This is a genomic window from Shinella sp. CPCC 101442 (genome assembly GCF_024704725.1).
Classification (GTDB): domain Bacteria; phylum Pseudomonadota; class Alphaproteobacteria; order Rhizobiales; family Rhizobiaceae; genus Shinella.
The window spans coordinates 509957-535724 of record NZ_JALIQS010000004.1 but is presented as its reverse complement, the minus strand read 5'-3'; the positions used below and the strand labels follow the sequence as shown (position 1 = coordinate 535724).

Genomic DNA, 25768 nt, shown 5'->3' with positions numbered 1-25768 from the left:
ACTTGTTCATGATCTTAACCTTTCGAATTTGGGAGGATCGGCCGACCGGACCTGCCGGTCGGCTGCGTGTCTCAGTGGAGTGTCGATTAACGGGCAGCGTAGGGAGCGCCGTCACCGTAACGAGCACGCGACGAGGTATCCTGGTTGGAAGCGCTCTGGACGGCGTAGCCGTTGCCAGACTTGATCGAAGCCGTGGTGGACTGGTCGACAGCCGACGGCTGGACGTCGGTGCGGCCGAGGCTGGGGTTTTCAGCGAAAGCGGCACCGGCGGAGAGCGACAGGGCGGCGATGGCGATTGCGAACTTGTTCATGATCTTGATCTTTCCTATTTCAGAGGAGCGGTCGGCCTTCCGGCGCGCTCCGGGCTGGTTTCTGGCGTTTTGCTCAGCGGCTTGCGTAGGGAGCGCCGTCGCCGTAGCGATTGGCAGCAGGGTCGATGTGATCGACGACGCCGTCGGATGCGGCCGGGCGTGCCATGTGCCCAACCGAAGAAGTGACCGTCTGGTCGGTAATCGACTGGCCGGCTTTCGGGCCGGAGGTGAAGACATCGGTGCGTCCTGCATAGGGGTTTTCGGCAAAGGCAGCGCCGGCCGTAAGGCTGAGCAGGGCGGTGGCAACAACGAGCTTCTTCATGGTGTATTTCCTTTTGTTCTTGCGATGCTCTCCAAAGGCTTGCCCCTGAAGACACCGTTGATATGGACCCTCATTAAATGGTACGCAAGTTTGAGGGCGGTAAACTAATTGTCAACGAAACGTTGACGATCGCAGCCCCGGTTTGAACGACCTCGATGCGCGCGCAAAATCGCCCCGGCAGCGCATGCCAACGCGCCCGAACCATCAGCCCATCTATTTGATTTTGTTTTGTTTTATACGCCGCTGCGCGCCCTAAAATACACGCATTTATCAGTCGTCAAGAATTGTGGCACAGGGAGGCCAAGCGGCGATTTCAAGGTTTTGCGGGTCGCAGCCGATCACATCCGCGTGCTTTTTCAGCGGCGCGGAGGATGGGTTTCACTGGCGAACGGGTCAGGAAAAATGACGAAAAGGTGGCGAAATGGTCCGCCACCTCTTGAAGAGAGCTCCGGATTCGCGATGCGCAAACCCGGTCCCTTGTAAAAAACCGCTCAGGCGGACCGCAGATAGTGCTCGGCAAGCTCCGTCCAGAAGGCGGCGCCGACGGGCAGCAGGTCGTCGTTGAAATTGTAACCGGGGTGGTGGAGCGATTTGTCGTTTTCGCCGCCCTTGCCGCCCAGGAAGAAGTAGGTGCCCGGGCGCTCCTTCAGCATGTAGGCGAAATCCTCGCTGCCCATGAAGGGACGCTCGAGATCGACGACCTTGTCGGCACCGGCAAAGCGGGTAGCAAGCGCGCGCACGAGATCGGTCTCCGCCTTGTGGTTGACCGTGGCGTCGTAGAAGCGCTGATAGTCGATGGTCGCGCTCATGCCGTAGCTTTCGGCCTGGCGCCCGGCAATGAGGCGAACGCGGCGCTCCAGCTCGTCGCGCACGCCGGCATCGAACGAGCGAATACCGACGACGATTTCGGCGCGGCTCGGGATGATGTTGCTCGCCGAGCCCGAATGGAACGAACCGACCGTCACCACCGTCGGATCGAGCGGGTGGATGTTGCGCGAGACGATGGTCTGCAGCGCCATGACGATCGAGGCGCCGCAGACGATCGGGTCCAGCGTCTCCTGCGGTTCGGCACCGTGGCCGCCGACACCGTTCACGGTGATGCGCGCCTCATCGACGGCCGCCATGATCGGGCCATCGCGCAGTGCGAACTGGCCGAAGGGCAGGTTCGGCTCGTTATGGAGCGCGAAGACGGCATCGCAGGGGAACCGATCGAACAGCCCCTCCTCCACCATGATCCTGGCACCACCGAAGTTTTCCTCCGCCGGCTGGAAGATCAGGTGCACGGTGCCGTCGAAATTGCGGCGTTCGGCAATCGCCTTGGCCGCCCCGAGAAGCATCGTCGTGTGGCCATCGTGGCCGCAGGCATGCATCCTGCCGGGCGTCTTGCTGGCATAGGGCAGGCCCGTCTCCTCGAAGATCGGCAGCGCATCGATATCGGCGCGGATACCGATCGCCTTGCGGCTGGTGCCGTTGGTGAGCGTCGCGACGAGGCCGGTCGTCGCTAGGCCACGCGTCACCTTGTAGCCGTAGCTTTCGAGATGGCGTGCAATGACGTCGGAGGTGCGAAACTCCTCGAGGCCCAGTTCCGGGTGTTCGTGCAGATCGCGGCGGATCGCCACCAGTTCGGGCATGGAATTCTGCAAGGTCGTATGAATTGTCATATCAGGCACCACGTGAAGGGATTTTGCTTTCGAAATAGCGGAAGGCCACCACCAGAATGGCGGTGAGGCAAAGATAGATGAGCGCCAGCAGCAGGAGCGGCTCATAGGTGAGATACGTCGCCTGCCGCACCTTCGAGATGACGGCATAGGCATCGATGACCGTGATGGTCGCGACAAGCGGTGTCGATTTCAGCTGCAGTACGGTTTCGCCGTTCAGCGTCGGCAGTGCCCGATACACGGCGCGCGGCAGCCAGATGCGCCGGAACATCGTGAAACGGCTCATGCCGTAGGCACGCGCGGCCTCCAGCTCGCCCGGCGGCACGCCGGCGAAGGCGCCGCGCATGACCTCGCCCTCATAGGCGGCGAAGGAAATGGTCAGGGCCGCCACGCCATAGGGCCATGCCTCCCGCAAATACGGCCAGAGGAAGGAATTGCGGATTTCCGGGAACTGCGGAAACAGCGAACCGAGGCCATAATAAAGCAGCCAGAGCTGCAAGAGCAGCGGCGTACCGCGGATGATGGTGCAGAACCCTTTCGCCAGCATTTTCAGCGGCCACGGCCCCGTCACCTGCACGAGGCCGATCGGTACGGCAAGAAAGAAGCCGAGGATCGCGGTCGAAAACAGCATCAGCAGCGTGACGCCGACACCATAGGCGAGCGCTCCGGAATACTTCGGCACCCATTCCCAGCGCATGAACCAGATGGCGCAGAAGACGATGATCGCCGCGATGGCCATCAGCACGATGCGGTGTGGCTTGAAAAAGCTTTGTCGGCTCGGCAGTTCGGTCAGCGCCAGGGCGGAAACGGTTTGCTCCGTCATCACGCGGTCCTCACCATGCCGCGCCGGTAGTGGCGCTCGATGAAGCCGATCAGCACGTTCGAGAGGAGCGTGATCATCAGATACAGCACGCCCGCCGCGCAGAAGAACAGCAGGTAGGATTTGGTGGTGCCGGCCGCCTGGCGCGTCACCAGCGTCAGCTCGGAGAAGCCGACGACGGCAAGCAACGCCGTATCCTTGGTGGCGATGAGCCAGAGATTGGAGAGGCCGGGAATGGCATGCGGCAGCATGGCCGGCAGGGTGATGCGGCGCATGATCTGGACAGGCGACATGCCGTAGGCGCGCGCCGCCTCGATCTGCCCCGCCGGCACCGCCTTGATCGCGCCGCGGATGACTTCGGTGGAATAGGCGCCCTGCACGACGCCGATGACGAAGATGCCGGCGGCAAGGCCGCTGATATCCACCTGCCCCCAGCCGACGGCGGCGGAAATCTGGTTCAGCACATCCGTGCCGGCATAATAAAGAATGAGAATGAGCACGAGCTCCGGTACGGCGCGCACGAGCGTGGTATAGACCTCGAGCAAATCCTTGGTGACAGGGCCGCCATAGAGCTTGCCCATCGCACCGCCCGTGCCGAGAATGAGGCCGAGCCCGTAGCCGCCAATGGCGATCTGGATGGAGTTCCAGAGCCCTGCCAGCATGGCGCCGCCCCAGCCGGGCGGTTCAAGGGCAAGCAGGCTCCAGTTGATCAGCGATCCGGCATCGGCCATGGGTTTTCAGTCCGTTTGAAGGAAAGGCCGGCGGCGCAGGGCCGCCGGCATCAGGCACGAGCGAAATCAGCCGCCGTAGACGTCGAAGTCGAAATACTTCTTGGAGAAGGTATCATAGGTGCCATTGGCGCGGATCGCCTTGATGGCAGCGTTGATCTTGTCCTTCAGCTCCGTCTCGCCCTTGCGCAGGCCAACGCCCACACCGAGGCCGAGGATTTCAGGGTCGTCCTTCACGGTGCCCTTCATGTCGCAGCAGGCCGAACCCTGTTCGGTCTTCAGGAAGTCACCAAGCGCGATCGAGTCGGCCTGAACAGCATCGATACGGCCGGACGCGAGGTCGTTGTTGGCCTCGTCCTGCGTCTGGTATTCCTTCACCGTCGCACCGGCGGCGGCAAAATACTTGTTGGCATAGACCTGATGGATCGTCGCGACCTGCACGCCGAGCGTCTTGCCGGCAAGGCCTTCCGGCGTCGCGTCGAACTTCGCGTCCTTGGCGCCGATGATGCCCGGAGGAGAGTTGTAGTACTTGTCGGAGAAGTCGATCGTCTGCTGGCGTTCGGCCGTGATCGACATGGAGCCGATGATCATGTCGATCTTGTTGGTGGTCAGCGCCGGGATGATGCCGTCCCAGGCGACGGGCGTGACGACGCAGTCGAGCTTCGCTTCGGCGCAGATCGCCTTCATGAAGTCCACTTCCCAGCCTTCCCAGTTGCCCGAGGCGTCCGGCGAGGTGAAGGGCGGATAGGGTTCGGCGGCAAAACCGACGCGGACCTGCTGGGCCGCGGCACCGGAGACGGCGGCAAGGCCGATGGCGGCGGCAAGGGCGATTGTCTTCAAGGCACTCTTCATGATTTTCCCTCTGTTGGTTTTTTTGCTTCTCAGTGGATGGAGCTGATGAATTTCTTCAGCCGCTCCGATTTCGGCGCTCCGAACAGTTCGTCCGGCGGCCCCTGTTCCTCGATGACGCCGTTCGCCAGGAACACGACATGGCTCGCCACGTTGCGGGCGAACTTCATCTCGTGGGTGACGAGGATCATCGTGCGTTTTTCCTTGGCGAGATCGCCGATGACGGAAAGCACCTCGCCCACCAGTTCCGGATCGAGCGCGGATGTGGGTTCGTCGAAAAGCATGACATGGGGCTGGATGGCGAGCGCGCGGGCAATCGCCGCGCGCTGCTGCTGGCCGCCGGAAAGGAAGGCCGGATAGGCATCGCGCTTCTCGTGGAGACCAACGCGGCGCAGGAGCGTTTCTGCCCGGTCGATCGCCTCGTCCTTCCTGATGCCCAGCACATGGACCGGCGCCTCGATGACGTTTTCGAGGATCGTCATGTGCTGCCACAGATTGAAGCTCTGGAAGACCATGCCGAGGCGGGAGCGGATGCGCTGCACCTGCTTGCGGTCCGAAGGCGTCATGCCGCCATGGCCGTCCTTCTTCATGGCGATGGTCTCGCCATGGATCGTCACCGTGCCGGCGCTCGGCAGTTCCAGCATGTTGATGCAGCGAAGGAAGGTCGATTTGCCCGAGCCGGATCCGCCGATGATGGCGATGACGTCTCCCTCATGCGCGGTGAGCGATACGCCCTTGAGAACCTCGAGCGGTCCGAAGCGCTTGTGCAGGTCCGTGACCGCGATTGCCTCGGCGCGTTCCGTCATCGCGGAGAGGTCTCCAGCGCGCGGAAAATCGATGCATGGTACATGCCAAATTCCCCTGTTTTTCAGCGTTCCCGCGGGCATCTTCGGCCCGTCGTTTCGTCTTGTGGATTGCATCGTGGCACTTGTTAAGAAATTGTTCAAGCGTATAATAGCGCTGTCGCTGACTTTTCTGGCAGCATCCGCCTTCGATCAAAAATTCCTTGGGAGTATTGAATGACCGCCTTCGGTTCGCAGGAAATGTCGGCCCCCCTGATGCGCGTTCTCATGCGCCGCCCCGGTTCCAGCCTCTCGGCCGCCGATCCCGCCAAGTGGCATTACGGCCCGACTTTCGACGGCGCGCGCGCCGTGCACCAGTACAAGGCCTTTGCCGACCTCGTGGAAAAATCCGGCACCGAAATCATCTGGCTGGAGGACGAGGGCGACGGCCTGGCCGACGCAATGTTCACCCATGATCCGTCGCTGATGTCCGACCATGGCGCGATCCTGCTGCGCATGGGCAAGCCGCTGCGCGTCGCCGAAACCGCCCTGCATGAAAAGGCCTATTCCGAGCGCCAGATTCCGATCCTCGGCCGTATCGAGGGCGACGGCACCGTCGAAGGCGGCGATTGCATCTGGCTCGACGCGAAGACGCTGGTCATCGGCCGCGGCGTGCGCACCAACCAGGAAGGCATCGACCAGATCACGAAGATCCTGGCACCGCATGGCGTGAGTGTTCTTGCTTACGACCTGCCGCTCTGGCACGGCGAAGAGGCCTGCCTGCACCTGATGAGCGTCATGAGCCCGCTTGCCGACAATCTCGCGCTGGTCTTCGCGCCGCTCCTGCCGGCCGCCTTCTACCAGCTGCTCAAGAAGCGCGGCATCACGCTTATCGAGGCGCCCGCCGACGAGTTCCACGCCAGCAACGGCCTGTCGCTGAACGTGCTGCCGACCCGCCCGCACGAGGTCATCATGGTGGAAGGCTTCCCGGCCACCAAGGCGGCGATGGAAGCGGCCGGCTGCACCGTGCAGACCTTTGAGGCCGATGCGCTGTGCATCGCCTGCGAGGGTGGCCCGACCTGCCTGACGCGGCCGGTGCTGCGCCGCGCGGCATAAGCAATTCCAGCAAACGTGCGCAGCGGTTTTGCTGGAATTGCATAGAGACTAGAGGAGGACAGATGGCCCGCCGGACCTTCCATCGCGCCCCCGAGGCCGAACGCCGCCACGACCTGATCGAGGCGACGCTCGACTGCATCGCGGAATATGGCCTCGAAGGCGCGACGGTCCGGCAGATCGCCATCAAGGCGGGTGTCACGGCGGGCCTCATCCGGCACTATTTCCAGTCCAAGGAGCACATCCTTCAGGAAGCCTATCGCCTCGTCATCGCCCGGCTCACCGAAAAGGCCGAGCGGGTCTCGGGCGACGCGGAAACGCGGCTGCGCGACTTCATCGTCATCAACCTGACGGAACCGGTCGCCAACAGCCGCAGCCTCTCGCTCTGGGCCTCGTTCATCAGCCGGGTCAGCGTCGATCCGGAACTCGCCGCCATCCACCGCGAGGGGTACTTGAGTTTTCGCGACACGCTGGAAAGCCTGCTTGCCGATTTCCTCGCTGCTCGCGGCGCGGATTCCTCGCCGGAACGCTGCCGCCGGCTCGCGATCGCGATCAACGGCCTGCTCGACGGCCTCTGGCTCGAAGGCTGCCTGGCCGGCGAACTGTTCGGCGACAGCGAGCTGGTCGAGATCGCGCTGACCTCGATCGAAACGCTGCTTGGATTACGCCTGAGACCGATCGACGCCCTGCCCGCCGACGGTTAAACCACCCCCGAATTCACATGCGGAGAATGACCATGCGCTACGCGTCCATCACAGAGCGGCTTCAAAATCTCGGATCGGAGAAATGGGCCATCCATGCCGAGGCGAGGCGCATGAAGCGTGAAGGCAAGGCGATCATCGAGCTCACCATCGGCGAGCCCGACGTTCCGCCGGACCCGGCGTTGCTGGCCGAGGCCGTGCGCGCCATGCATGCCGGCCGCTATCGCTATTCCAACGGCCGGGGCGAACCCTCCGTCGTCGATGCCGTCGTACGCAAGTACCAGAAGCGCCGCAGCGACGTGACCGCCGAAAACGTGCTGTGTTTCCCCGGCACCCAGACCGCCCTCTTCGCCGTCATGCTCGGCCTCGTCGAGACCGGCGATGCCGTGCTCGTCGGCGACCCGCTCTACGCGACCTATGAGGGCGTCATCCGCTCGACGGGTGCCATGCAGATCCCCGTGCCGCTGCGGCCGGAAAACGGTTTTCACATGAAAGCGGCCGATCTCGAAGCCGCGATTACGCCCGACTGCCGCGTGCTGCTGCTCAACACGCCGCACAATCCGACCGGCGCCGTGCTGACGGCGCAGGAAATCGCCGAGATCGGCGCCGTCTGCCGCAAGCACGATCTCTGGATCGTCTGCGACGAGGTCTACGAACAGCTCGTCTTCGGCGCGACCTTCGCGTCACCCTTTGACAACGCCGATCTCGCCGAGCGCACCATCGTGGTCTCCTCCATCTCGAAGTCGCATGCCGCCCCCGGTTTCCGCAGCGGCTGGACGGTCGGTCCCAAGGAATTCTGCGCCCGCCTGCTTGCGGTGTCCGAGACCATGCTGTTCGGCGGCCAGCCCTTCATCGCCGACATGACGGCCTATGCGCTCGACAATCCGATCTCGACTTCCGCCACCATGCGCCAGACCTACCAGGCCCGCGCCGCCCGCTTTGTCGATGCGCTGTCGCGTGCCCCTGGCCTGACGCCACTCCCACCGGAGGCCGGCATGTTCATCGTCGTCGATGTCTCGCAGACCGGGATGAGCGGCGAGGATTTCGCCTGGACGCTGCTGCGCGAGGACCTGGTGGCCGTCATGCCCGGTTCCTCCTTCGGCAAGCAGGCGGAAGGCTTCATCCGTCTCAGCCTTACCGTCCCGGATGCCCATATAGACGAGGCCTGCCGACGCATCGCGGCCCTTGCCGCCCGATCCACCCTGCCGAAGGAGCGCCGCGCATGACCACCAGAACCGTAGGCGAAGTTCTCGTCGATCTCCTGGAGGCCAATGGCGTCGAGGTCGTGTTCGGCATTCCCGGCGTGCACACCGTCGAGCTCTATCGCGGCCTCGCCGCTTCGAAGATCCGCCACATCACGCCGCGCCACGAACAGGGCGCCGGCTTCATGGCGGATGGTTATGCCCGCGTCTCGGGAAAACCCGGTGTGGCCCTCGTCATCACCGGCCCTGGCCTCACCAACACCATTACGGCGATGGCGCAGGCGCGGCAGGATTCCGTGCCGATGCTGGTCATTTCGGGCGTCAACAAGCGCGATTCGCTCGGCCATGGCCGGGGGCTGCTGCATGAGCTGCCCGACCAGCAGGGCATGATGAAGACGCTGGCGCTCTATTCGCACACGCTGCTCAACCCCGCCGACCTGCCGCTGGTCGTCGAGCGCGCCTTCGCCGTTCTGCTCTCCGGCCGGCCCGGCCCCGTCCATATCGAAATCCCGACAGACGTGATGGCAAAACAGATCGAGACGGGAAAATTCCCGGCCGCGGTCGCAACACGCCCGCGCGCCGATGCGGAAACCCTGCAGCGCGCCGCCATCCTCTGCACCAATGCCTCCCGCCCCGTCTTTCTCGCGGGCGGCGGCGCCATCACGGCGGAGGAAGAAATCCGCGCGCTCGCCGAGCGCATCGGCGCACCCGTCGTCACCACGGTCAATGCCCGCGGCATGCTGGCCGGCCATCCGCTGTGCGTTCCCGCAAGCCCCAGCATGAAGTCCGTGCGCCGCATGCTCTCCGACGCCGACCTCGTCGTCGCCTTCGGCACGGAATTCGGCCCGACCGACTACGACATCAATGTCGACGGCGGTTTCCCGCGTCTGCGTTCGCTGATCCGCATCGATATCGACGCCGCCCAGCTTGCCCGCACGCCGCAATCCGGCCTCTCGGTCTTCTCCAGCGCCAAGACGGCTGCGGCCGGCATGCTCGGTTTCCTGGAAGGCCACAAGGCGATCAGTAACGGCGCCGCACGCGCCGAAACCGCCCGCAAGGGATCCTGGAACGAGCTGACGCCGAAGATGCAGGCGGAGATCGGCGTCATCGACGCGATCTACCGCACGCTGCCCAAGGCAATCATCGTCGGCGACTCGACACAGGCCGTCTATGCCGGAAACTATTATTGCGCGGCCCCCCGCCCGCGCAGCTGGTTCAATGCCGCGACCGGCTATGGCGCGCTCGGCTTCGCTCCGCCCGCCGCCATCGGTGCGGCGCTCGCCGAACCCGACGCGCCGATCGTCTGCCTCGTCGGCGACGGTGGCCTGCAATTCTCGCTGTCTGAAATCGGCTCGGCCGTGGATGCCGACGCCCGCGTCGTCTTCCTCGTCTGGAACAATGACGGCTATCAGGAAATCGAGAATTTCATGCTCGAGGCCGGCATCACGCCCGAGGGCGTCAAACCCTCCGCGCCCGATTTCATCGCCATCGGCACCGCCTATGGCGTGCCCTCCGAACGGCTCGCCGACGTCGCCGATCTGCCCGCAGCACTGGAGCGGGCCGCCAGCCGCAAGGGTCCGAGCCTTCTCGAAATCCACCAGACCAGGACGAAAGGCGCAACCGCCTGATTCGACGGCGGCATGGCTTCAGCGGGCGCCGGCATTCCCAAAACAACCCGGAAAATCCGGCATAGTCCGGTTTTCCGGGCTAAAATCCGCCGCCCGGCTTTGCAAAAGCGTCGTTTATTTGTCATGGATGCGACGCCGCTTGCCGCCTCGGCCGCGCAAGGGCTGCGAGAGTGAATTCGGGTACGGCATTGGCGGAAGAGCATACATTTCCAGGGCCGGTTTACGACAGGGCCCCGTCGGGCACACGTCCGCCCCGACCGTCGCTCATCCGCCGGGCGCTCGACTGGGTGCCGGTGCAGGATTTCCTGGCGGCCCATATCGGTTTTTCACGCCGGTTCAATCAATCGGTCTCGCGCCTTGCCGCGAAGGGCGGACAGGCCGTGCCGGCCGCACGCGCGCATTTCCATTTCGCGGATGCGCTTCTCCTGCAGATCGATCCGAAAACCGTGGAAATGCGCCTGCGCGACAATTTTCTCGAGGCCGGATCCCTGCGCTGGGTCGGCACGCATTTTCTGGACGGCGGAGACTGGTCGCACCTTCTGGTCCCGGTCGAGAAGTCTTCCTCCCACGCCGAGATCATCGAGCTTTGCCGCACCCGGCAGAATTTCCGTAAGGGAAAACGGTATCGCCATTACGCGCGAAGGATCACCGAGGGCGAAACGATCTGGCGCAACCGGATCGGCATCGACACGCACGACAAGCTGGACGGCTATTTCGAGTACTACCTCGCCCTCATCGAGGACATCGAGAAAAACGGTATCCTGCCGCATTCGGACCTCGGCCTGCGGGACCAGACCGGATACCGGCATCGCTGGACACGCACGTTCTGGCAGGACCTTGCCGAACGGGATATCGGCATCGCCATCGACGCCGAGGGCCACCTCGTGCGCCACACCAACGGCAAGCACCGCATGGCCGCTGCACTGGCACTCGACATCAAGCGCGTTCCCGTCGAAATCCGCCTCGTCCATGCGCGCTGGCTTGCCCGGCGAGCAGAACAGCTCGGGCTTTCGCCGGCGGAGGCGCTTCTGGCCACCATCGAGGAAGCCCGCGCCACCGGCTGGCCGGCAAAATGAAAGGCCCGGCGAACCGGGCCTCCCACACAATCCAACCCGTGAGGCCTTATACGGCCGGACGGCTCTTCAGGAGGTCGCGGATCTCGGTGAGGAGCAGCACGTCCTCCGGCGGCGTGGCCGGCTCGGCGGCACCGGCTGCCTTTTCCTTCTCCAGCGATGCGCGCATGCGGTTCACGCCCTTGATCATCAGGAAGATGATCCAGGCAAGAATAAGGAAATTGATGAGAACGGTGATGAAGCTGCCATAGGCGAAAACGGCGCCCTGCTCGCGAGCAGCGGCCAGCGACGTCGCCGTCACATTGCTCGACAGCGCGATGAAATAGTTGGAAAAGTCGAAACCGCCCCCGGTCAGCGCACCGACGACCGGCATGACGAGGTCGTTGACGATGGATTCGACGATCCTGTTGAAGGCTGCACCGATGATGACACCCACCGCAAGGTCCATGACATTGCCGCGGGCGATGAACGCCTTGAACTCGTTGAGCATAAGCCTCTCCTTTTGCTGCGACGCAAAAGCAACCTAGTGCAGTTTTTGCCGCATGAAAACTGCGGTCCATCAATATTGAGGGGTTTATACGCAATGCCACCGCCCCCTCAGACCTTCGACGCAATTTCCTTTGCCGGCGCTTTGTCCTATTCTCCCTGAAAAGGCCGAAGGACTGCGGGAGGAAGCATGCCGGGCTCGCTGATTTTCGCCTTGGCGCTTGCCTATCTGCTCCTGCTCTTCGCAGTGGCAAGCTACGGCGACCGCAAGGCCAAGCGGTCCGAGCGCGCCTCGAAGGGGCGTCCGCTCGTCTATGCATTGAGCCTTGCGATCTACTGCACCTCCTGGACCTATTTCGGCGGCGTCGGCCTCGCGACGACCCACGGCCTGGAGTTTGCCGGCATCTATATCGGCCCGATCCTGATGTTCACGCTCGGCATGCCGCTGGTCCGCCGCATCGTCACGCTCGCCAAATCAGAACGCCTCACCTCGATCGCCGACTTCGTCGCCGCCCGCTACGGCAAGAATCCCGGTGTCGCCGCCGTCGTCGCGCTGATCTCGCTGATCGGCTACATTCCCTATATCGCGCTCCAGCTCAAAGCCGTGTCGAGCTCGGTTTCGGCCATGGTCGACACGAGCGGCTTCGGCATCGACACTTCCGGCGGCCTCATCGACCTGCCGCTGGTCGTCACGCTCTTCCTCGCCTGCTTCGCCATCGTCTTCGGCACGCGCCATACCGACGCCACCGAGCACCAGGACGGCTTGATCCTCGCCATCTCGATGGAATCGCTGGTCAAGCTCATCGCCATCGCCTCGGTCGGCCTCTACGTCATCTATGTCATGTTCGACGGGCCGGTCGATCTCTGGCAGCGCGCCTCGGAAAACGAGCGTGTCATGCAGTCGCTGACCTACCAGACACCGGTCGCCCGCTGGATCCTGCTGATCGTGCTCTCCGCCTTCGCCATCATCATGCTGCCGCGCCAGTTCCATGTGACGGTCGTGGAAAACCGCACGGCCGGCGAATTGCGCACGGCTGGCATCCTCTTCCCGCTCTATCTCGTCGCCATCAACCTCTTCGTCCTGCCGGTCGCGATCGGCGGCGTCATGACCTTCAACGGCGCGGGCGACGGCGACCTCTATGTGCTGACGCTTCCCTTCGCCCTGGATCAGCCCGTCCTCACGCTGATCGCCTTCATCGGCGGCTTTTCCGCCGCCACCGCCATGGTCATCGTCGCCTCCGTGGCGCTCTCCATCATGGTGTCGAACGACATCGTCATCCCCGTCGTGCTCCGGCGAAACCTCATCGGCGGCGTCGAGCAGCAGGACGATCTTTCGCGCATGCTGCTGCGCATCCGCCGGCTTGCGATCTTCTTCGTGCTGTTGCTGGGCTACGCCTATTACCGCGCCGCCACCGCCAATGCCGGCCTGGCCTCGATGGGCCTTCTCGCCTTCGCCGCCGTCGCGCAGGTCGCACCCACGATGCTCGGCGGCCTGTTCTGGCGCAATGCCAATGCGCGCGGCGCCATGGCGGGCATGATCTCGGGCCTCGTCGTCTGGGCCTACCTGCTGTTCCTGCCCAGCCTCGGCGTTGCCGACAATGCCTATGTCGCCGAAACCGTGCTCGGTTTCCTCTTCCCCGGCTCCACCATCTTCACGGGCGAAAACGCCGACCCCCTGGTCAATGCCACCCTCGTCGCCATGATGGTCAATATCGGCGCCTATGTCATCGGCTCGCTGACGCGCAATCCGACCTCGCTGGAGCGCCTGCAGGCCGCTACCTTCATCCGCGCGAAACCTCGCCTCGAACGCGCCTTCCGCGGCCGCCGCACGAAAGTGACGGTGCGGGACCTGAAATCCACCATCGCCAAATATCTCGGCGAGGAGCGCATGCAACGTTCCTTCCACACCTATGAGCGGCAGGTCGGCCGCTGGCTGGAGGACAATGCGCCTGCGGATGCGGCCATCGTGCATTTCTCCGAACAATTGCTCGGCAGCGCCATCGGCTCGTCCTCCGCCCGCCTCGTGCTCTCGCTCGTGCTCCAGCGCATCGACGACACACCGACGGATACGGACTGGCTGCTCGACCAGGCCAGCGAAGCCCTGCAATACAATCAGGACATGCTGCAGACCGCACTCGGCCAGATGGACCAGGGGATCGCCGTCTTCGACAGCGCCGGCAACCTCACCGTCTGGAACCGCCGCTTCCGCCAGTTGCTCGACCTGCCGGAATATGTCGGCCAGGTCGGCTTTCCGCTATCCGACATCGTGGAAATCCTGGTCGAGCGCGGCGATATCGCGCAGGACGATCGCGAGGGGACGGTGACGCGGACCATGACCTATGACGAGCCCTTCGCGCTGGTTCTTGCCGGCGGCGAGCGCATCGTGGAGGTGCGCACCAATGCCATGCCGGAAAAGGGTTTCGTCTCCACCTACACCGACATCACCGACCGCGTCGCCGCCGACCGTGCGCTGAAACAGGTCAACGAGACGCTGGAGCACCGCGTCGCAGAGCGCACCGCCGAACTCACGCGCGTCAACACCGAGCTGGCCGAAGCGCGCGCCGCGGCCGAAGAGGCCAATATCGGCAAGACCCGCTTCTTCGCCGCGGCCGGCCACGATATCCTCCAGCCGCTCAATGCCGCCCGCCTCTATTCCTCTTCGCTTGTCGAGCGCCTCGGCGAGACGGAGAACCGCGAGATGATCCACAATATCGATTCCTCGCTGGAATCGGTGGAGGCCATCCTCGGCGCCGTGCTCGACATTTCGCGCCTCGATACAGGTGCGATGAAGCCGCGTGTGCAGACGGTGGCGCTGAAGGATCTGTTGAAGCGAATTGAAACCGACTTTGCGCCGATGGCGCGGGCGAAGAACCTGAAGCTGACGGTGCTCTCCAGTTCGCTTGCCATCCGCACCGATCCGAACCTCCTGCGCCGTGTCGTGCAGAATCTCGTGTCGAATGCCATCAAGTACACCCATTCCGGCAAGGTGCTTGTCGGTGTGCGGCGCAGAGGCGGCCACGCTTACATCCAGGTGCTCGATTCCGGCATCGGCATTCCGGCGTCGAAATTCCGCACGGTCTTCAAGGAGTTCGCCCGACTCGACGAGGGCGCACGCACCGCGCCGGGCCTCGGCCTCGGCCTTTCTATCGTCGACCGCATCTCGCGCGTGCTCTCGCATCCCGTCGAGCTGCAATCGACACCCGGCCGCGGCACCAGTTTCAAGGTGCGCGTGCCGGTCGATGCAGCGGCCAGCCGGCGGGTTGCCGACAAGCCGACCGTCGTTCCCGCCAGCGACGAGCCGCTGAAGGGCCTGCGCGTGCTCTGCATCGACAACGAGCCCAAGATCCTCGACGGCATGCGGCTCCTGCTCTCCGGCTGGGGCTGCACGGTCACGCTCGCCGAATCCCTTTCGGCGGTGGAAGCGCTGGTCGCCGCCGGCCCGCCCGCCATCGACGCCGTGATTGCGGACTATCACCTCGACGACGGCACCGGCATCGCCGCGATCGGAAAGCTTCGCGCAGCACTTGCCCGCGAGGTGCCCGCCCTCCTCGTCACTGCGGACCGGACGCCGGACGTGCGCGCCGAGGCAGACAGGGACAATATTCTCGTGCAGAACAAACCGGTCCGCCCCGCCTCCATGCGGGCTTGGCTGACGCAGCTTTCGACGGTTCAGGAAGCGGCGGAATAGGTCAGGCCGCAGCCTGCGCAGCGCCGATCTTGCCGAGCTGGATGACGGCCTGGGTGCGGCTGTCGACATTGAGCTTCAAGAGGATCGCCGAGACATGCGCCTTGATGGTCGCCTCGGAGACGCCGAGTTCATAGGCGATCTGCTTGTTGAGCAGGCCTTCGGCGAGCATGGCCAGCACGCGGGACTGCTGCGGGGTCAGCGTGCGCAGGCGCGCGATGAGATCGGCCACCTCGCTATCCTGTTCCGGCCCGCGCACATAGCCGCCGGGCGTATAAATATTGCCCTCCAGAACCGAGCTTATCCCTTCGCGGATCTCATCGATGGAGGCGGATTTGGAGATGAAGCCGGAGGCGCCGAGATCGAGTGCACGGCGGATCGTCGCCGGGTCATCGCTGGCCGAAACGATCACGACGGGCAGGCTCTGGAATTCGGCGCGGAGCGAGATGAGGCCCGAGAGGCCGCTGACGCCGGGCATGGCGAGATCGAGCAGCAGGAGGTCGGCATTGGCATGCGTTTCCGCGGCCTTGCGCGCTGCCTCGAAATCCCCCGCCTCGACGATGTCAGGGTTACCCTCCATGCCCGTCAGCGCCTGTTTCAGCGCGCCGCGGAACAGCGGATGGTCGTCCGCGATAATGATCGTGAGTGCCGATGCCATGCGCTCCCTCCCAAGAGTAAATGGCCCACATGTCGATGGACCTCGTGACGGAGAGGTGCTGCCTTGGCCGGCGCCGGCTGCTCCGTCAGGTCTTCTGCGGGTCCGTGTCTTTCCCGGGAGCGGCGTCCTCCCCGCCTTCCTCCAGGTTTTTCACGATGCCCATGAACCTTTGCATCATCTTTTCCATGACGCTCATGGTCCGGTCAATCTCTTCATCCGTCGGCAGCGACGGTTTTGCGTCCGTCAGAGCGGTTGTGCCGCCCTTTTCCAATGCCTCCACGCGTCTGGTGAGGAGATCGAGTTCCTTTTCGAAGGCGGCGCGCTCGTCCGCCGCCATGCGGCAGACGATCTGACCTTCCTGCTCGCGGCAAAGCGAAACATCACCCGAGGTGGTGTCGAGGCGGATGAATCCGGTCTCGGTCTTCTCCATGCGGTAGCGGCCTTCGCCTTCCGCATGGGCAGAGCCGGCGAGGAGCACGGCAACGAAGGTCAGGGGCAAGGCAGAGATTCGCATGCAAAATCCTCCAAGAGCCGGTTTCCGGGGTTTTCGCCGGTGGACAACGGCCGTTCTTTGCGGCAAGCGCTACCGTGAAGACGGCAGGCAAGGGAGAACGGACGCGATGGCCAAGACAATCTACAAGATCGTTCCGGCAAGTCTGTGGCAAAAAGCGAAAGACGCGGGGATTTTCGAAGGCGCCGCCATCGACCTGACCGACGGCTACATCCATTTCTCCACCGCCCCCCAGGCGAAGGAAACCGCCGCCCGCCACTTCGCCGGCCAGACGGACCTTCTTCTCGTCGCCGTGGATGGCGACGCGCTCGGCGACAAGCTTGTCTTTGAACCATCGCGTGGCGGCGATCTTTTTCCGCACCTCTACGCCAGCCTGCCGCTCTCTGCCGTGCTCTGGGAAAAGCCCCTGCCGCTCGGCGCCGATGACGCCCACCAGTTTCCGGAGATGCTGTGATGTCCCTGCTTTCGACCCTCGGCCGCAAGGGCCTCTTCCTCCTCGACCCGGAGACAGCACACGGGTTTTCGATCGCCGCGTTGAAGACCGGCGTCGTGCCCGCCTGCCCGGCCAAGGCCGATCCGCGCCTCGCCCAGACGATTGGCGGCCTCACCTTTCCCAATCCGCTGGGCATGGCCGCCGGCTATGACAAGAATGCCGACGTGCCCGAAGCGCTCCTGCGTCTCGGCTTCGGCTTTACCGAAATCGGCACCGTGACGCCGCGTGCGCAGGAGGGCAGCCCCAAGCCGCGCATCTTCCGCCTCGTCGAGGACGATGCCGTCATCAACCGCCTGGGCTTCAACAATGCCGGCCACGCCGCCGCGCTCGAACGCCTGAAGGCCTGCCGGCGCGATGCGCTCATCGGCGTCAATATCGGCGCCAACAAGGACAGCGAAGACCGCATCGCCGACTATGTGGCCGGCATCCGCACGTTTTACGATGTCGCGCGCTACTTCACCGCCAACATCTCCTCGCCCAATACGCCGGGCCTGCGCGACCTCCAGGCCAAGGAGAGTCTTCACGCGCTGCTGTCCACCGTGCTCGCCGCGCGCGCCGAAGAGGCAACCCGCAGCGGCCGCCAGGTTCCCGTCTTCCTGAAGATCGCCCCCGATCTCACCGAGGAGGGTCTCGACGACATCGCCGAGGTCGCGCTCGCCCATCCGCTCGACGGGCTCATTGTTTCCAACACGACGCTGTCGCGCGCGGGCCTGCGCGATACGCGCCAGGCAGGCGAAGCCGGCGGTCTCTCGGGAAAACCGCTCTTCGAGAAATCCACCGTCGTGCTCGCGAAAATGCGTCGGCGCGTCGGCGAAAATCTGCCGATCATCGGTGTCGGCGGCGTGTCCTCGGCGGAGACGGCAGCGGAGAAGATCCGGGCCGGGGCAAACCTCGTGCAGCTTTATTCCTGCATGGTCTATGCCGGCCCGACGCTGCCGGGCGAGATCGTCAGCGGCCTCTCGCGCATTTGTGATCGCGAGCAGATCGCCTCGATTTCCGCGCTTTGCGGCACGCGCACCGCCCATTGGGCGGATCGCGCCCTCTGATTGCCATGACGGAACCAAAGTCATCCCGCAGGGTTTCCCCTCTGCGGGTGGAGTGTTCGGCAGAAGCCGATTCGTTTCGACGGTAGCCTGCACCGATCCCGCCGCAGAAGGGCCAAAAGGCCAGGAAGGGACGATATCATGGACGACCAAAGCGAACGGATCCGCAAAAGGGCGCATCAGATCTGGGAAGAAGAAGGCCGACCGGAAGGCCGCGAATATTCGCACTGGCTGCGCGCCAGGGCCGATATCCAGGCCGAGGACGGTGAAAAGCCGAGACTACCGGAAAACCCGCTCGACCTCCTGGGTCTCAGTATCGGACGCATCCAGCCGGCCTAAGCGCCGGCCTGCCATCGGAGATCAGCTCCGGCCCGCCAGGGAGAACTGCCGGCCAGCCAGCGCCGGCAGGCGCAGGGCAAGAAAAATCCCACGGAATGCCAGAAACAGGTTGAGCGCCAGCCACAGGCCGTGATTGCCGAACAGCGGCACGAAGACGGCAAGCGCCGCCAGATAGCCCACAAAAGCCGCCAGCATCATGTTGCGCATGGCCGATGACCAGGTGGCACCGATGAACACGCCGTCCATCTGGAAGGCGAGCGCGCCTGATATCGCCGTCAGTGCCGCCCAGGGCAGGTATTTCGCCGCTTCCGCCCGCACGCTCTCCGTCGTCGTCAAAAGGCCGATCACATCGGCGCCGAAGACGAAAAACAGCCCTGTGGTGACGACGCCGAGCCCTACTGACCACAACAGGGTGAGCTTCACCGCCCTGTCGAAGGCCGGCCGGAAATTCGCGCCGAACGCCCGGCCGACGAGCTGCTCGGCCGCGTTGGCGATACCGTCGAGATAGTAGCCGGCCACGAGGAAGATGTTCATCAGCACGGCGTTCGCTGCCAGCACCAGCGGCCCCATGGAAGAGCCGATGCGGGTCATGATGGCGAAGGCGCCGATCAGCACGAACGTGCGGATCATGATATCGCGATTGAGCGAGAACAGCGCCTTCAACCGCGCCGCCGCGAAAATTTCCGCACGCGATGGCCTGTTGGCGCGCTCGAAGCGCGAGACGACGATGACAAGGCCGGCGAGCATGCCGACCGTCTCCCCCGTGAAGGTACCCCAGGCGATACCGGCAATGCCCCAGCCGAGACCGAGGCCGAAGGTGATCGACAGCACGATGTTGATGCCGTTGATGATGGCCTGCAGCAAAAGCCCCGTCATGCCCTGCCCGCGCCCGAGCACGAAACCGAGCAGCGCATAGTTGGCGAGCGCCATGGGAGCGGCAAGCACGCGGATCGTGAAATAGGTCGATGTCACCTCCGCCACTTCCGGCGTCGGCGCCATGAGGAAGAGGCCGGCGGAAAGCAGGAGCGGCGACAGGAGCGCCAGCACCAGGCCCGAACAGAGCGCGATGGTGAGCGAGCGCCAGTAGATCGCCTGCTCCTCCCGGCGGTCGCCGCGCCCGAAGGCTTGCGCGACGAGCCCCGTGGTGGACGCGCGCAGGAAGTTGAAGCTGCCGAGCAGGAGGTCGAAGATCACGGCGCCGACGGCCATGCCGGCCAGCGCATCCGCCGAGCCGAGCCGCCCGGCCACCGCCGTATCGGTGAGACCCAGCAGCGGTGTCGTAAGAAACCCGAGCGTCATGGGAATGGCGATCGCCAGCACCAGCCGGTGCGTCACCTCGAAGGGACCGGATCCATCGTTTTCGCCTGTTGCCGCCGCACTCATGCAAACCTCCCCCGCTGCTGCGCCCAGTTTACTTCATGCTCATCCGGATCGGCGTCACGGGCAGGAGACGGAGCGAGCGAACCATGGCGGCCGTCAGCGTCTTGTATTTAAGAAAATGCGGCGTGGCGAGATGCGCCCGGTAGGCCGCCTCGTCGGCATAGACCTCCAGCAGCCGGATCTTCTCCGGCGCCTCGTCGAGCGCGACCGCATGCAGCATCAGCACACCCGGCTCGAGCCGAACGGAGGCTTCGATCTCCTCGGCCAGCAGCGCCTTATAAGCGTCGAGCTGCGCGGGATCGATGTCCAGATCAGCCATGCGCACGATCCGACCGTTCATGTTCGCCCCTCAGCCGGACAATACCATCGCCCAATAGGGCCGGTTTCCCGAGGCCGGATTGGAAACGACGGCAACCCCGAGCCCGCGATAGCTCGACCCCAGCATGTTTTCGAGATGTTTCGGCGAACGATACCAGGCGTCGAAGGCTTCTGCGGGGCTGTCCTGCCCCACGGCAATGTTTTCCGACGCCGGCAGCGCGACGTCCATGCCCTTCATGCGTTTCAGGAAATTCGCACCGAGGCCGATATTGTGTTCCATCTTGCCGGCAGAGGCCATGCGGCTTGCCTGGTCCATCGCCGCGCGCTGCGCCGCCTTGTCGACCGAAAGCGCCGAAAGACCGCGCTCGGCCCTGAGCGTGTTGACGAGGGCAAGCGAGGCGGACGTCTGGTCGCTGCCGGTGCCGGCCGAAGGCGTCAGCACCCCGGTGGTGGAACAGCCGGCAGCAAGTGCCGCGATGGAGGCCGCCGAAGCGACAAGGAAGCTACGTCGGGTCAGCATGGTCAGCGGCGATAGCTCAGGACGCGGATGAGGATGAAGACGGGAATGACGATGACGGCGCCGAGCAGCAGGTAGTCTCCGAGGCGACCGAGCGTCTTGAAGCCGGTGTTCCAGAGATCGACGATGAAATCGCGGGCCGCAAAGAGGATATCGTCGGGATAGAGCCCGAAGATCGACATCAGGAAGCCGACGGCCACCGACAGGATCAGGAGCTTGATGACCACGCGCAGGGGTGTATCGCCGAGAAACCCGTTCACGCCATTCGACATCCGCTGATTCTCCAAAAGTTCGTTTGCATCCAGATAAGCGCTTGGGCCTCCTGCGGCAAGCAAAGGCCTCTCACGAGAATTCGCTTGCCTTTTGCCCCGGCCCTGCCATTTAGCGCCATCCGTTTCCGTTTCCGAGCCCCCATGACGAGCCCGCATTTCTCCTCCGGCGATCTCATCGCCGACCGTCGCGCCGACTATGCCCGCATGTTTGCGGAATCGGGCGAGTTCGCGGAGGCTGCCGAACTCATGGAACAGGCGCTCGAACAGGTGCCCGGCTGGGCAGCGGGCTGGTTCCGGCTCGCCGAATATGCCGAGAAATCGGGCCGCAAGGAGGCGGCGGCGGCGGCTCTCGAAAAAGTCGTCGCACTCGACCCGTCGGATATCTTCGGTGCCGGCCTGAAACTCGCGGTCCTCGGCGCAGCACAAATCCCCGCCGCCCCACCGACCCTGTATGTCGAGCGCCTCTTCGACGATTATGCCGACCGCTTCGACACGGCGCTGGTCGAACGGCTCGAATACACCGTGCCCCAGACGCTCGCAAAGCTTGTGCGCGACCATGCCGGCGACGACGCCCAGTTCGGCGTCGTTTGCGACATCGGTTGCGGGACCGGCCTTTTCGGCGTGGAGATCCGCCGCCATGCCGGCCGCCTCGAAGGCTTCGATCTCTCCGCCGGCATGCTCGCCAAGGCGGCGGACAAGACGGTCTATGACCATCTCGCCCAGGCCGATCTATCGCTTGCCGCGGAAGAAAGCGGCCTCTTCGCCCATGCGCCGGAAGTCCGCGCGGATCTCGTCAGCGCTGCCGACGTGCTGATGTATCTCGGCGATCTCTCGCATGTCTTTTCGAGTGTCGCGCGCCTGGCCAAACCCGGCGGCCTCTTCGCCTTCTCCGTGGAGGATGGCGGCGACGACGATGCGCCGCTCCTGCGCCCCTCGCTGCGCTATGCCCATCCGGAAGCGTTCATCCGCCGCCGGATGGCGGAAAACGGCTTCGACCTCGTGGCGCTGGAAAAGAGCGTTATTCGCCGGGATGCCGGTCAGCCGGTGCATGGACTGCTCTTCCTCGCCCGACGGCAGGGATAGGCTTCACGCAAGCGGCACGGCGCTATACAACAGCAAAAGACCATCGGAGATCGGCCATGAACGGCGACAAGCGGCGTTTCGGCTTCTGGAACCCCACCCCCACCCGCCATACGCCGCTGGAAGATGCGCAAGGGCTGTTTGCCAGCAGCATGATCGCAGCCCTCGGCCTCGCGCTCATGAACAGCGCCGGGCTGGTGGCCAGCGGCACGGCCGGTGTGGCCTTCATCCTGCATTATCTGACGGGCGTCAGTTTCGGTCTCTTCTATACCGTCGTGAACATCCCCTTCTATGTGCTGGCGTTGAAACGCCTCGGCTGGGGCTTCACCATAAAGACCGTGCTTGCGGTCACGATGACCTCCGTCATCACCGAGTTCCAGCCGCATTTCGTGCGCATCGAGAGCATCGATCCGATGTGGACGGCGGTGCTGGCCGGCATCCTGCTCGGCTTCGGCCTGCTCGGGCTCTACCGCCACCGCGCCAGCCTCGGCGGCGTCGGCGTGCTGGCGGTCTACCTGCAGGAGCGCTTCGGCATTCGCGCCGGCCTCGTACAGCTGGCCTTCGATCTCTTCGTGCTGATCGCCGCCTTCGCCGTCGCCGCGCCCTTCATCGTGCTCTGCTCGGTCGTCGGCGCCGTGGTGCTCAATCTCTTCCTCACCGTCAATCATCGCGCCGACCGCTACATCGCGATGTAGCCCAAACGAATTCGACCCTCCCGGAATGCCGGAAGGGTCGAAGACCTGCTTGGGTCAGGCCGATCGTGTCGAACGCCTAGTCGAACTGCATGCTGCCCGGATCGGAATCGCCGTAGCGATTGGCGCCCGGATCAGCCAGCTGTTCATTGGTCTCGTTCGGGACCTGGCGGGCGGTGTCGTTGGACGTAATGGACGCCGTGGTGCCCATGTCGAGGTTGTTGACCGCGGGATTCATGATTTCCTGGCCGGCATTGGGGCCGGACTGGATGACGTCGGTACGGCCGACATAGGGGTTTTCGGCAAATGCCGCGCCTGCAGAAAACGAAAGGGCGGCCATAGCGAGAGCGATCTTCTTCATGGTGATTCTCCTTGTCAATTTCTCTGTCACGGGGCGGTAAACGGGAGGCCCTCGCAAAAAGTTTCGTCTTTTCTTCGCGGTCACTGCTTCGTGTGCAGTGCGTGAGCGACTGGCGCGGTCGAAAAAGTCCGAAACTCCAGCGGCTCGAGGAGATTGTTGCGCCGGCCGCTTTTCTTTCCCGCAGCGTGAATTAGCTTAGTGCCGTGTCCGATTCTCAAGCCAGTCCCGTTGCCGCAGGCCTCTCCCTGCTGCCCCCACCCTTCACCCGATGGTTCACCGACAAGGGATGGCGGCCGCGCGCCCACCAGATGGAACTGCTCGCCCGCGCCACATCGGGCGAGAGCCTGCTTTTGATCGCCCCCACCGGCGCCGGCAAGACACTGGCGGGTTTCCTGCCCGCACTCACCGACCTCACACATCGCGGGAAAATCCCGCCCGGCTCCGCCTTCACCGGCATCCATACGCTTTACATCTCGCCCTTGAAGGCGCTTGCCGTCGATATCGAGCGCAACCTGATGAAGCCGGTTTCGGAGATGGGCCTGCCCATCACCGTGGAGACGCGTACCGGCGATACGCCCCAGTCGAAGCGGCAGCGCCAACGGCTCAACCCGCCCGACATCCTCCTGACCACCCCGGAACAGGTCGCCCTCCTCATTGCCAACGGCGAAGCGCCGCGCTTCTTCAAGGACCTGAAATACGTTGTTTTCGACGAACTGCATTCGCTCGTCACATCCAAGCGCGGCCACCTGCTCTCGCTCGGCCTCGCGCGCTTGCGCCGCCTGGCACCGGGCCTGAAAACCATCGGTCTCTCCGCCACCGTCGCAGAGCCGATGGATCTGCGCCGCTGGCTGGTCGAGCAGACGCCTGAGGCGGAGCACCACGCCGGTCTCGTCACCGCGCCGGGCGGCGCTAAGCCGATCATCACCATCCTGAAAAGCGAGGAGCGCGTGCCATGGTCGGGTCATCAGGCCAAATACGCGATGCCGGAAGTCTACGAGGCGATCAAGGCGCACAGGACCTCGCTGCTCTTCGTCAATACGCGCAGCCAGGCGGAAATCCTCTTCCAGGCGCTCTGGAACATCAACGAGGACACGCTGCCGATCGCGCTGCATCACGGCTCGCTCGATGTCGGCCAGCGCCGCAAGGTGGAGCTCGCCATGGCGGAAAACCGCCTGCGCGCAGTGGTCGCCACGTCGACGCTCGACCTGGGCATCGACTGGGGCGACGTCGATCTCGTCATCCATGTCGGCGCGCCCAAGGGAGCGTCGCGGCTTGCCCAACGCATCGGCCGCGCCAACCACCGCATGGACGAACCGAGCCGCGCCATTCTCGTGCCGGCCAACCGCTTCGAGGTGATGGAGTGCCAGGCGGCGTTGGACGCCAATTATCTCGGTGCGCAGGACACGCCGCCGGTCGGCGATGGCGCGCTCGACGTGCTGGCCCAGCATGTCCTCGGCATGGCCTGCGCCGCCCCCTTCGACGAGGATGCGCTCTTTGCCGAAGTCACCTCTGCCTCCCCCTATACCGGCCTGCCTCGCGAAAAATTCGGCCGGATCGTGCAATTCGTCGCGACCGGCGGCTACGCGCTGAAGACCTACGAACGCTATGCCCGCATCCGCAAGACGGTGGATGGCCTCTGGCGCATCTCCAATCCCGGGGTCGCCCAGCAATACCGCCTCAACCTCGGCACCATCGTGGAAATGCCGATGCTCAACGTGCGGATGGTCAAGCGCGGCGCCAAGGGCACGGTCGGCCGCGGCGGCGCCTCGCTCGGCAAGGTGGAAGAATATTTCCTCGAAATGCTCTCCCCCGGCGACACCTTCCTGTTTTCCGGCAAGGTGCTGCGCTTCGAGGGCATTCGCGAGAACGAGTGCCTCGTCAGCCAAGCCTTTTCACTCGATCCGAAAGTGCCCGCCTATGCCGGCGGCAAGTTTCCGCTCTCCACCTATCTCGCCGCTCAGGTGCGGGCGATGCTGGACGATCCGCAGCGCTGGGGGGCACTGCCCGAGCAGGTGCGCGACTGGCTCGCCCTGCAGCGCGACGTCTCCAGCCTGCCCAAACGCGACGAGCTTCTGATCGAAACCTTTCCCCGTGGCAGCCGCCACTACATGGTCGCCTATCCCTTCGAGGGGCGCCTCGCGCACCAGACGCTCGGCATGCTGCTCACGCGCCGGCTGGAACGCGCCGGCCGCCGACCGCTGGGCTTCGTCGCGACCGACTACTCGCTCGCCGTCTGGGCGCTGGACGATCTCGGCTACAGTTTCGCCATCGAGCGCCCGTCGCTCTCAAACCTCTTCGACGAGGACATGCTCGGCGACGATCTCGAAGCCTGGCTCGATGAAAGCTTCATGCTGAAGCGTACCTTCCGCAATTGCGCCGTGATTGCCGGTTTGATCGAGCAGCGTCATCCGGGCAAGGAAAAGACCGGCCGGCAGGTCACGGTCTCCGCCGACCTGATCTACGACGTGCTGCGCAGCCACGAGCCGGACCATATCCTGCTCGAGGCGACCCGCAACGATGCGGCGGCGGGGCTTTTGGATATTCAGCGATTGGGCGATATGCTCATGCGAATCAAAGGCCACATCACCCATCGGCGGCTCGACCGCATTTCACCGCTCGCCGTGCCGATCATGCTGGAGATCGGCAAGGAGACGGTGGCGGGTGAGGCGCAGGATTCGCTTTTGGCGGAGGCCGCCGAAGACCTGATCGCCGAGGCGATGGGCGAGACCGGCATTTAAGGGAATAC

Annotated in this window: 27 protein-coding genes; 12 read left to right on the top strand and 15 right to left on the bottom strand. The window is 64.2% G+C overall.

Annotated features, from left to right (window positions below):
* Positions 1 to 86: 86 nt before the first annotated feature.
* The 7 genes from MUO32_RS17960 to MUO32_RS17930 all read right to left on the bottom strand — a co-directional run bounded on the left by MUO32_RS17960 (position 87) and on the right by MUO32_RS17930 (position 5494).
* Positions 87 to 311: a hypothetical protein gene (locus tag MUO32_RS17960; RefSeq protein WP_257949742.1), complete on the bottom strand. Its 225-nt coding sequence runs from the start codon at positions 309 to 311 to the stop codon at positions 87 to 89.
* 73 nt (positions 312 to 384) lie between these two features.
* Positions 385 to 633: a hypothetical protein gene (locus MUO32_RS17955; protein WP_257949741.1), complete on the bottom strand. Its 249-nt coding sequence runs from the start codon at positions 631 to 633 to the stop codon at positions 385 to 387.
* A 491-nt stretch (positions 634 to 1124) separates the two neighbouring features.
* Positions 1125 to 2294, bottom strand: coding sequence for a M20 aminoacylase family protein (locus MUO32_RS17950; protein ID WP_257949740.1), 1170 nt, complete (start codon positions 2292 to 2294; stop codon positions 1125 to 1127).
* Position 2295: 1 nt separating this feature from the next.
* On the bottom strand, positions 2296 to 3114 hold the full coding sequence (locus tag MUO32_RS17945; RefSeq protein ID WP_257949739.1) for an ABC transporter permease subunit: 819 nt from the start codon (positions 3112 to 3114) through the stop codon (positions 2296 to 2298).
* A complete protein-coding gene (locus MUO32_RS17940) occupies positions 3114 to 3842 on the bottom strand; it encodes an ABC transporter permease (RefSeq protein WP_257949738.1) in 729 nt (242 codons plus the stop codon). Before MUO32_RS17940 ends, MUO32_RS17945 begins: the two co-directional genes overlap by 1 nt.
* 66 nt (positions 3843 to 3908) lie before the next feature.
* Positions 3909 to 4691, bottom strand: coding sequence for a transporter substrate-binding domain-containing protein (locus MUO32_RS17935; RefSeq protein ID WP_257949737.1), 783 nt, complete (start codon positions 4689 to 4691; stop codon positions 3909 to 3911).
* 29 nt (positions 4692 to 4720) lie between these two features.
* The gene (locus tag MUO32_RS17930) at positions 4721 to 5494 is read right to left on the bottom strand and encodes an ABC transporter ATP-binding protein (protein ID WP_257949736.1); all 774 of its coding nucleotides are present in this window, start codon (positions 5492 to 5494) and stop codon (positions 4721 to 4723) included.
* Positions 5495 to 5707: 213 nt separating this feature from the next.
* On the opposite strand from MUO32_RS17930, the gene MUO32_RS17925 reads away from it, so the two are divergent.
* From MUO32_RS17925 to MUO32_RS17905, 5 genes are all read left to right on the top strand, one after another.
* On the top strand, positions 5708 to 6586 hold the full coding sequence (locus MUO32_RS17925) for a dimethylarginine dimethylaminohydrolase family protein (protein ID WP_257949735.1): 879 nt from the start codon (positions 5708 to 5710) through the stop codon (positions 6584 to 6586).
* A gap of 62 nt (positions 6587 to 6648) precedes the next feature.
* Positions 6649 to 7287: a TetR family transcriptional regulator C-terminal domain-containing protein gene (locus tag MUO32_RS17920; protein WP_257949734.1), complete on the top strand. Its 639-nt coding sequence runs from the start codon at positions 6649 to 6651 to the stop codon at positions 7285 to 7287.
* 32 nt (positions 7288 to 7319) lie between these two features.
* Positions 7320 to 8510, top strand: coding sequence for a pyridoxal phosphate-dependent aminotransferase (locus MUO32_RS17915; protein ID WP_257949733.1), 1191 nt, complete (start codon positions 7320 to 7322; stop codon positions 8508 to 8510).
* The gene (locus MUO32_RS17910; protein ID WP_257949732.1) at positions 8507 to 10114 is read left to right on the top strand and encodes a 5-guanidino-2-oxopentanoate decarboxylase; all 1608 of its coding nucleotides are present in this window, start codon (positions 8507 to 8509) and stop codon (positions 10112 to 10114) included. Before MUO32_RS17915 ends, MUO32_RS17910 begins: the two co-directional genes overlap by 4 nt.
* Positions 10115 to 10284: 170 nt before the next feature.
* The gene (locus tag MUO32_RS17905; protein WP_257949731.1) at positions 10285 to 11190 is read left to right on the top strand and encodes a hypothetical protein; all 906 of its coding nucleotides are present in this window, start codon (positions 10285 to 10287) and stop codon (positions 11188 to 11190) included.
* A gap of 46 nt (positions 11191 to 11236) precedes the next feature.
* Here MUO32_RS17905 and mscL read toward each other — a convergent pair whose 3' ends face one another.
* Positions 11237 to 11677, bottom strand: a complete 441-nt coding sequence (gene mscL / locus MUO32_RS17900; RefSeq protein WP_257949730.1) for a large conductance mechanosensitive channel protein MscL — start codon at positions 11675 to 11677, stop codon at positions 11237 to 11239.
* 186 nt (positions 11678 to 11863) lie between these two features.
* Here mscL and MUO32_RS17895 point away from each other — a divergent pair, with 186 nt between their 5' ends.
* Positions 11864 to 15361, top strand: a complete 3498-nt coding sequence (locus tag MUO32_RS17895; RefSeq protein WP_257949729.1) for a PAS domain-containing hybrid sensor histidine kinase/response regulator — start codon at positions 11864 to 11866, stop codon at positions 15359 to 15361.
* Position 15362: 1 nt separating this feature from the next.
* Here MUO32_RS17895 and MUO32_RS17890 read toward each other — a convergent pair whose 3' ends face one another.
* Both MUO32_RS17890 and MUO32_RS17885 read right to left on the bottom strand, forming a co-directional pair.
* A complete protein-coding gene (locus tag MUO32_RS17890) occupies positions 15363 to 16016 on the bottom strand; it encodes a response regulator transcription factor (RefSeq protein ID WP_257949728.1) in 654 nt (217 codons plus the stop codon).
* Between the two features lie 85 nt (positions 16017 to 16101).
* Positions 16102 to 16530 carry a hypothetical protein gene (locus MUO32_RS17885; protein ID WP_257949727.1) on the bottom strand — a complete coding sequence of 143 codons (429 nt, stop codon included), beginning with the start codon at positions 16528 to 16530 and terminating at the stop codon, positions 16102 to 16104.
* Between the two features lie 106 nt (positions 16531 to 16636).
* Here MUO32_RS17885 and MUO32_RS17880 point away from each other — a divergent pair, with 106 nt between their 5' ends.
* The 3 genes from MUO32_RS17880 to MUO32_RS17870 all read left to right on the top strand — a co-directional run bounded on the left by MUO32_RS17880 (position 16637) and on the right by MUO32_RS17870 (position 18402).
* The gene (locus MUO32_RS17880) at positions 16637 to 16981 is read left to right on the top strand and encodes a DUF952 domain-containing protein (protein WP_257949726.1); all 345 of its coding nucleotides are present in this window, start codon (positions 16637 to 16639) and stop codon (positions 16979 to 16981) included.
* On the top strand, positions 16981 to 18066 hold the full coding sequence (locus tag MUO32_RS17875) for a quinone-dependent dihydroorotate dehydrogenase (RefSeq protein ID WP_257949725.1): 1086 nt from the start codon (positions 16981 to 16983) through the stop codon (positions 18064 to 18066). The genes MUO32_RS17880 and MUO32_RS17875 overlap by 1 nt, the downstream gene beginning before the upstream one ends.
* Positions 18067 to 18204: 138 nt before the next feature.
* Complete coding sequence (locus MUO32_RS17870) at positions 18205 to 18402, top strand: DUF2934 domain-containing protein (protein WP_257949724.1); 198 nt, start codon at positions 18205 to 18207, stop codon at positions 18400 to 18402.
* A gap of 21 nt (positions 18403 to 18423) precedes the next feature.
* Here MUO32_RS17870 and MUO32_RS17865 read toward each other — a convergent pair whose 3' ends face one another.
* The 4 genes from MUO32_RS17865 to MUO32_RS17850 are packed head-to-tail and all read right to left on the bottom strand — an operon-like array spanning position 18424 to position 20889.
* The gene (locus MUO32_RS17865; RefSeq protein ID WP_257949723.1) at positions 18424 to 19785 is read right to left on the bottom strand and encodes an MATE family efflux transporter; all 1362 of its coding nucleotides are present in this window, start codon (positions 19783 to 19785) and stop codon (positions 18424 to 18426) included.
* Between the two features lie 28 nt (positions 19786 to 19813).
* Positions 19814 to 20101, bottom strand: a complete 288-nt coding sequence (locus MUO32_RS17860) for a putative quinol monooxygenase (protein ID WP_257949722.1) — start codon at positions 20099 to 20101, stop codon at positions 19814 to 19816.
* A 30-nt stretch (positions 20102 to 20131) separates the two neighbouring features.
* Positions 20132 to 20620, bottom strand: a complete 489-nt coding sequence (locus tag MUO32_RS17855; RefSeq protein WP_257949721.1) for a CAP domain-containing protein — start codon at positions 20618 to 20620, stop codon at positions 20132 to 20134.
* Positions 20621 to 20622: 2 nt separating this feature from the next.
* Positions 20623 to 20889, bottom strand: coding sequence for a DUF6460 domain-containing protein (locus tag MUO32_RS17850; protein ID WP_257949720.1), 267 nt, complete (start codon positions 20887 to 20889; stop codon positions 20623 to 20625).
* 141 nt (positions 20890 to 21030) lie between these two features.
* On the opposite strand from MUO32_RS17850, the gene MUO32_RS17845 reads away from it, so the two are divergent.
* The gene (locus MUO32_RS17845) at positions 21031 to 21972 is read left to right on the top strand and encodes a methyltransferase domain-containing protein (protein ID WP_257949719.1); all 942 of its coding nucleotides are present in this window, start codon (positions 21031 to 21033) and stop codon (positions 21970 to 21972) included.
* Between the two features lie 56 nt (positions 21973 to 22028).
* Positions 22029 to 22664 (top strand): YitT family protein, encoded by a 636-nt coding sequence (locus MUO32_RS17840; protein WP_257949718.1) that lies wholly within the window; start codon positions 22029 to 22031, stop codon positions 22662 to 22664.
* Positions 22665 to 22740: 76 nt separating this feature from the next.
* Here MUO32_RS17840 and MUO32_RS17835 read toward each other — a convergent pair whose 3' ends face one another.
* Positions 22741 to 23022 carry a hypothetical protein gene (locus MUO32_RS17835; protein ID WP_257949982.1) on the bottom strand — a complete coding sequence of 94 codons (282 nt, stop codon included), beginning with the start codon at positions 23020 to 23022 and terminating at the stop codon, positions 22741 to 22743.
* A gap of 203 nt (positions 23023 to 23225) precedes the next feature.
* Between MUO32_RS17835 and MUO32_RS17830 the strand changes: the two genes are divergently transcribed.
* Positions 23226 to 25760 carry a ligase-associated DNA damage response DEXH box helicase gene (locus MUO32_RS17830; protein WP_257949717.1) on the top strand — a complete coding sequence of 845 codons (2535 nt, stop codon included), beginning with the start codon at positions 23226 to 23228 and terminating at the stop codon, positions 25758 to 25760.
* The last annotated feature ends 8 nt before the right edge of the window (positions 25761 to 25768 follow it).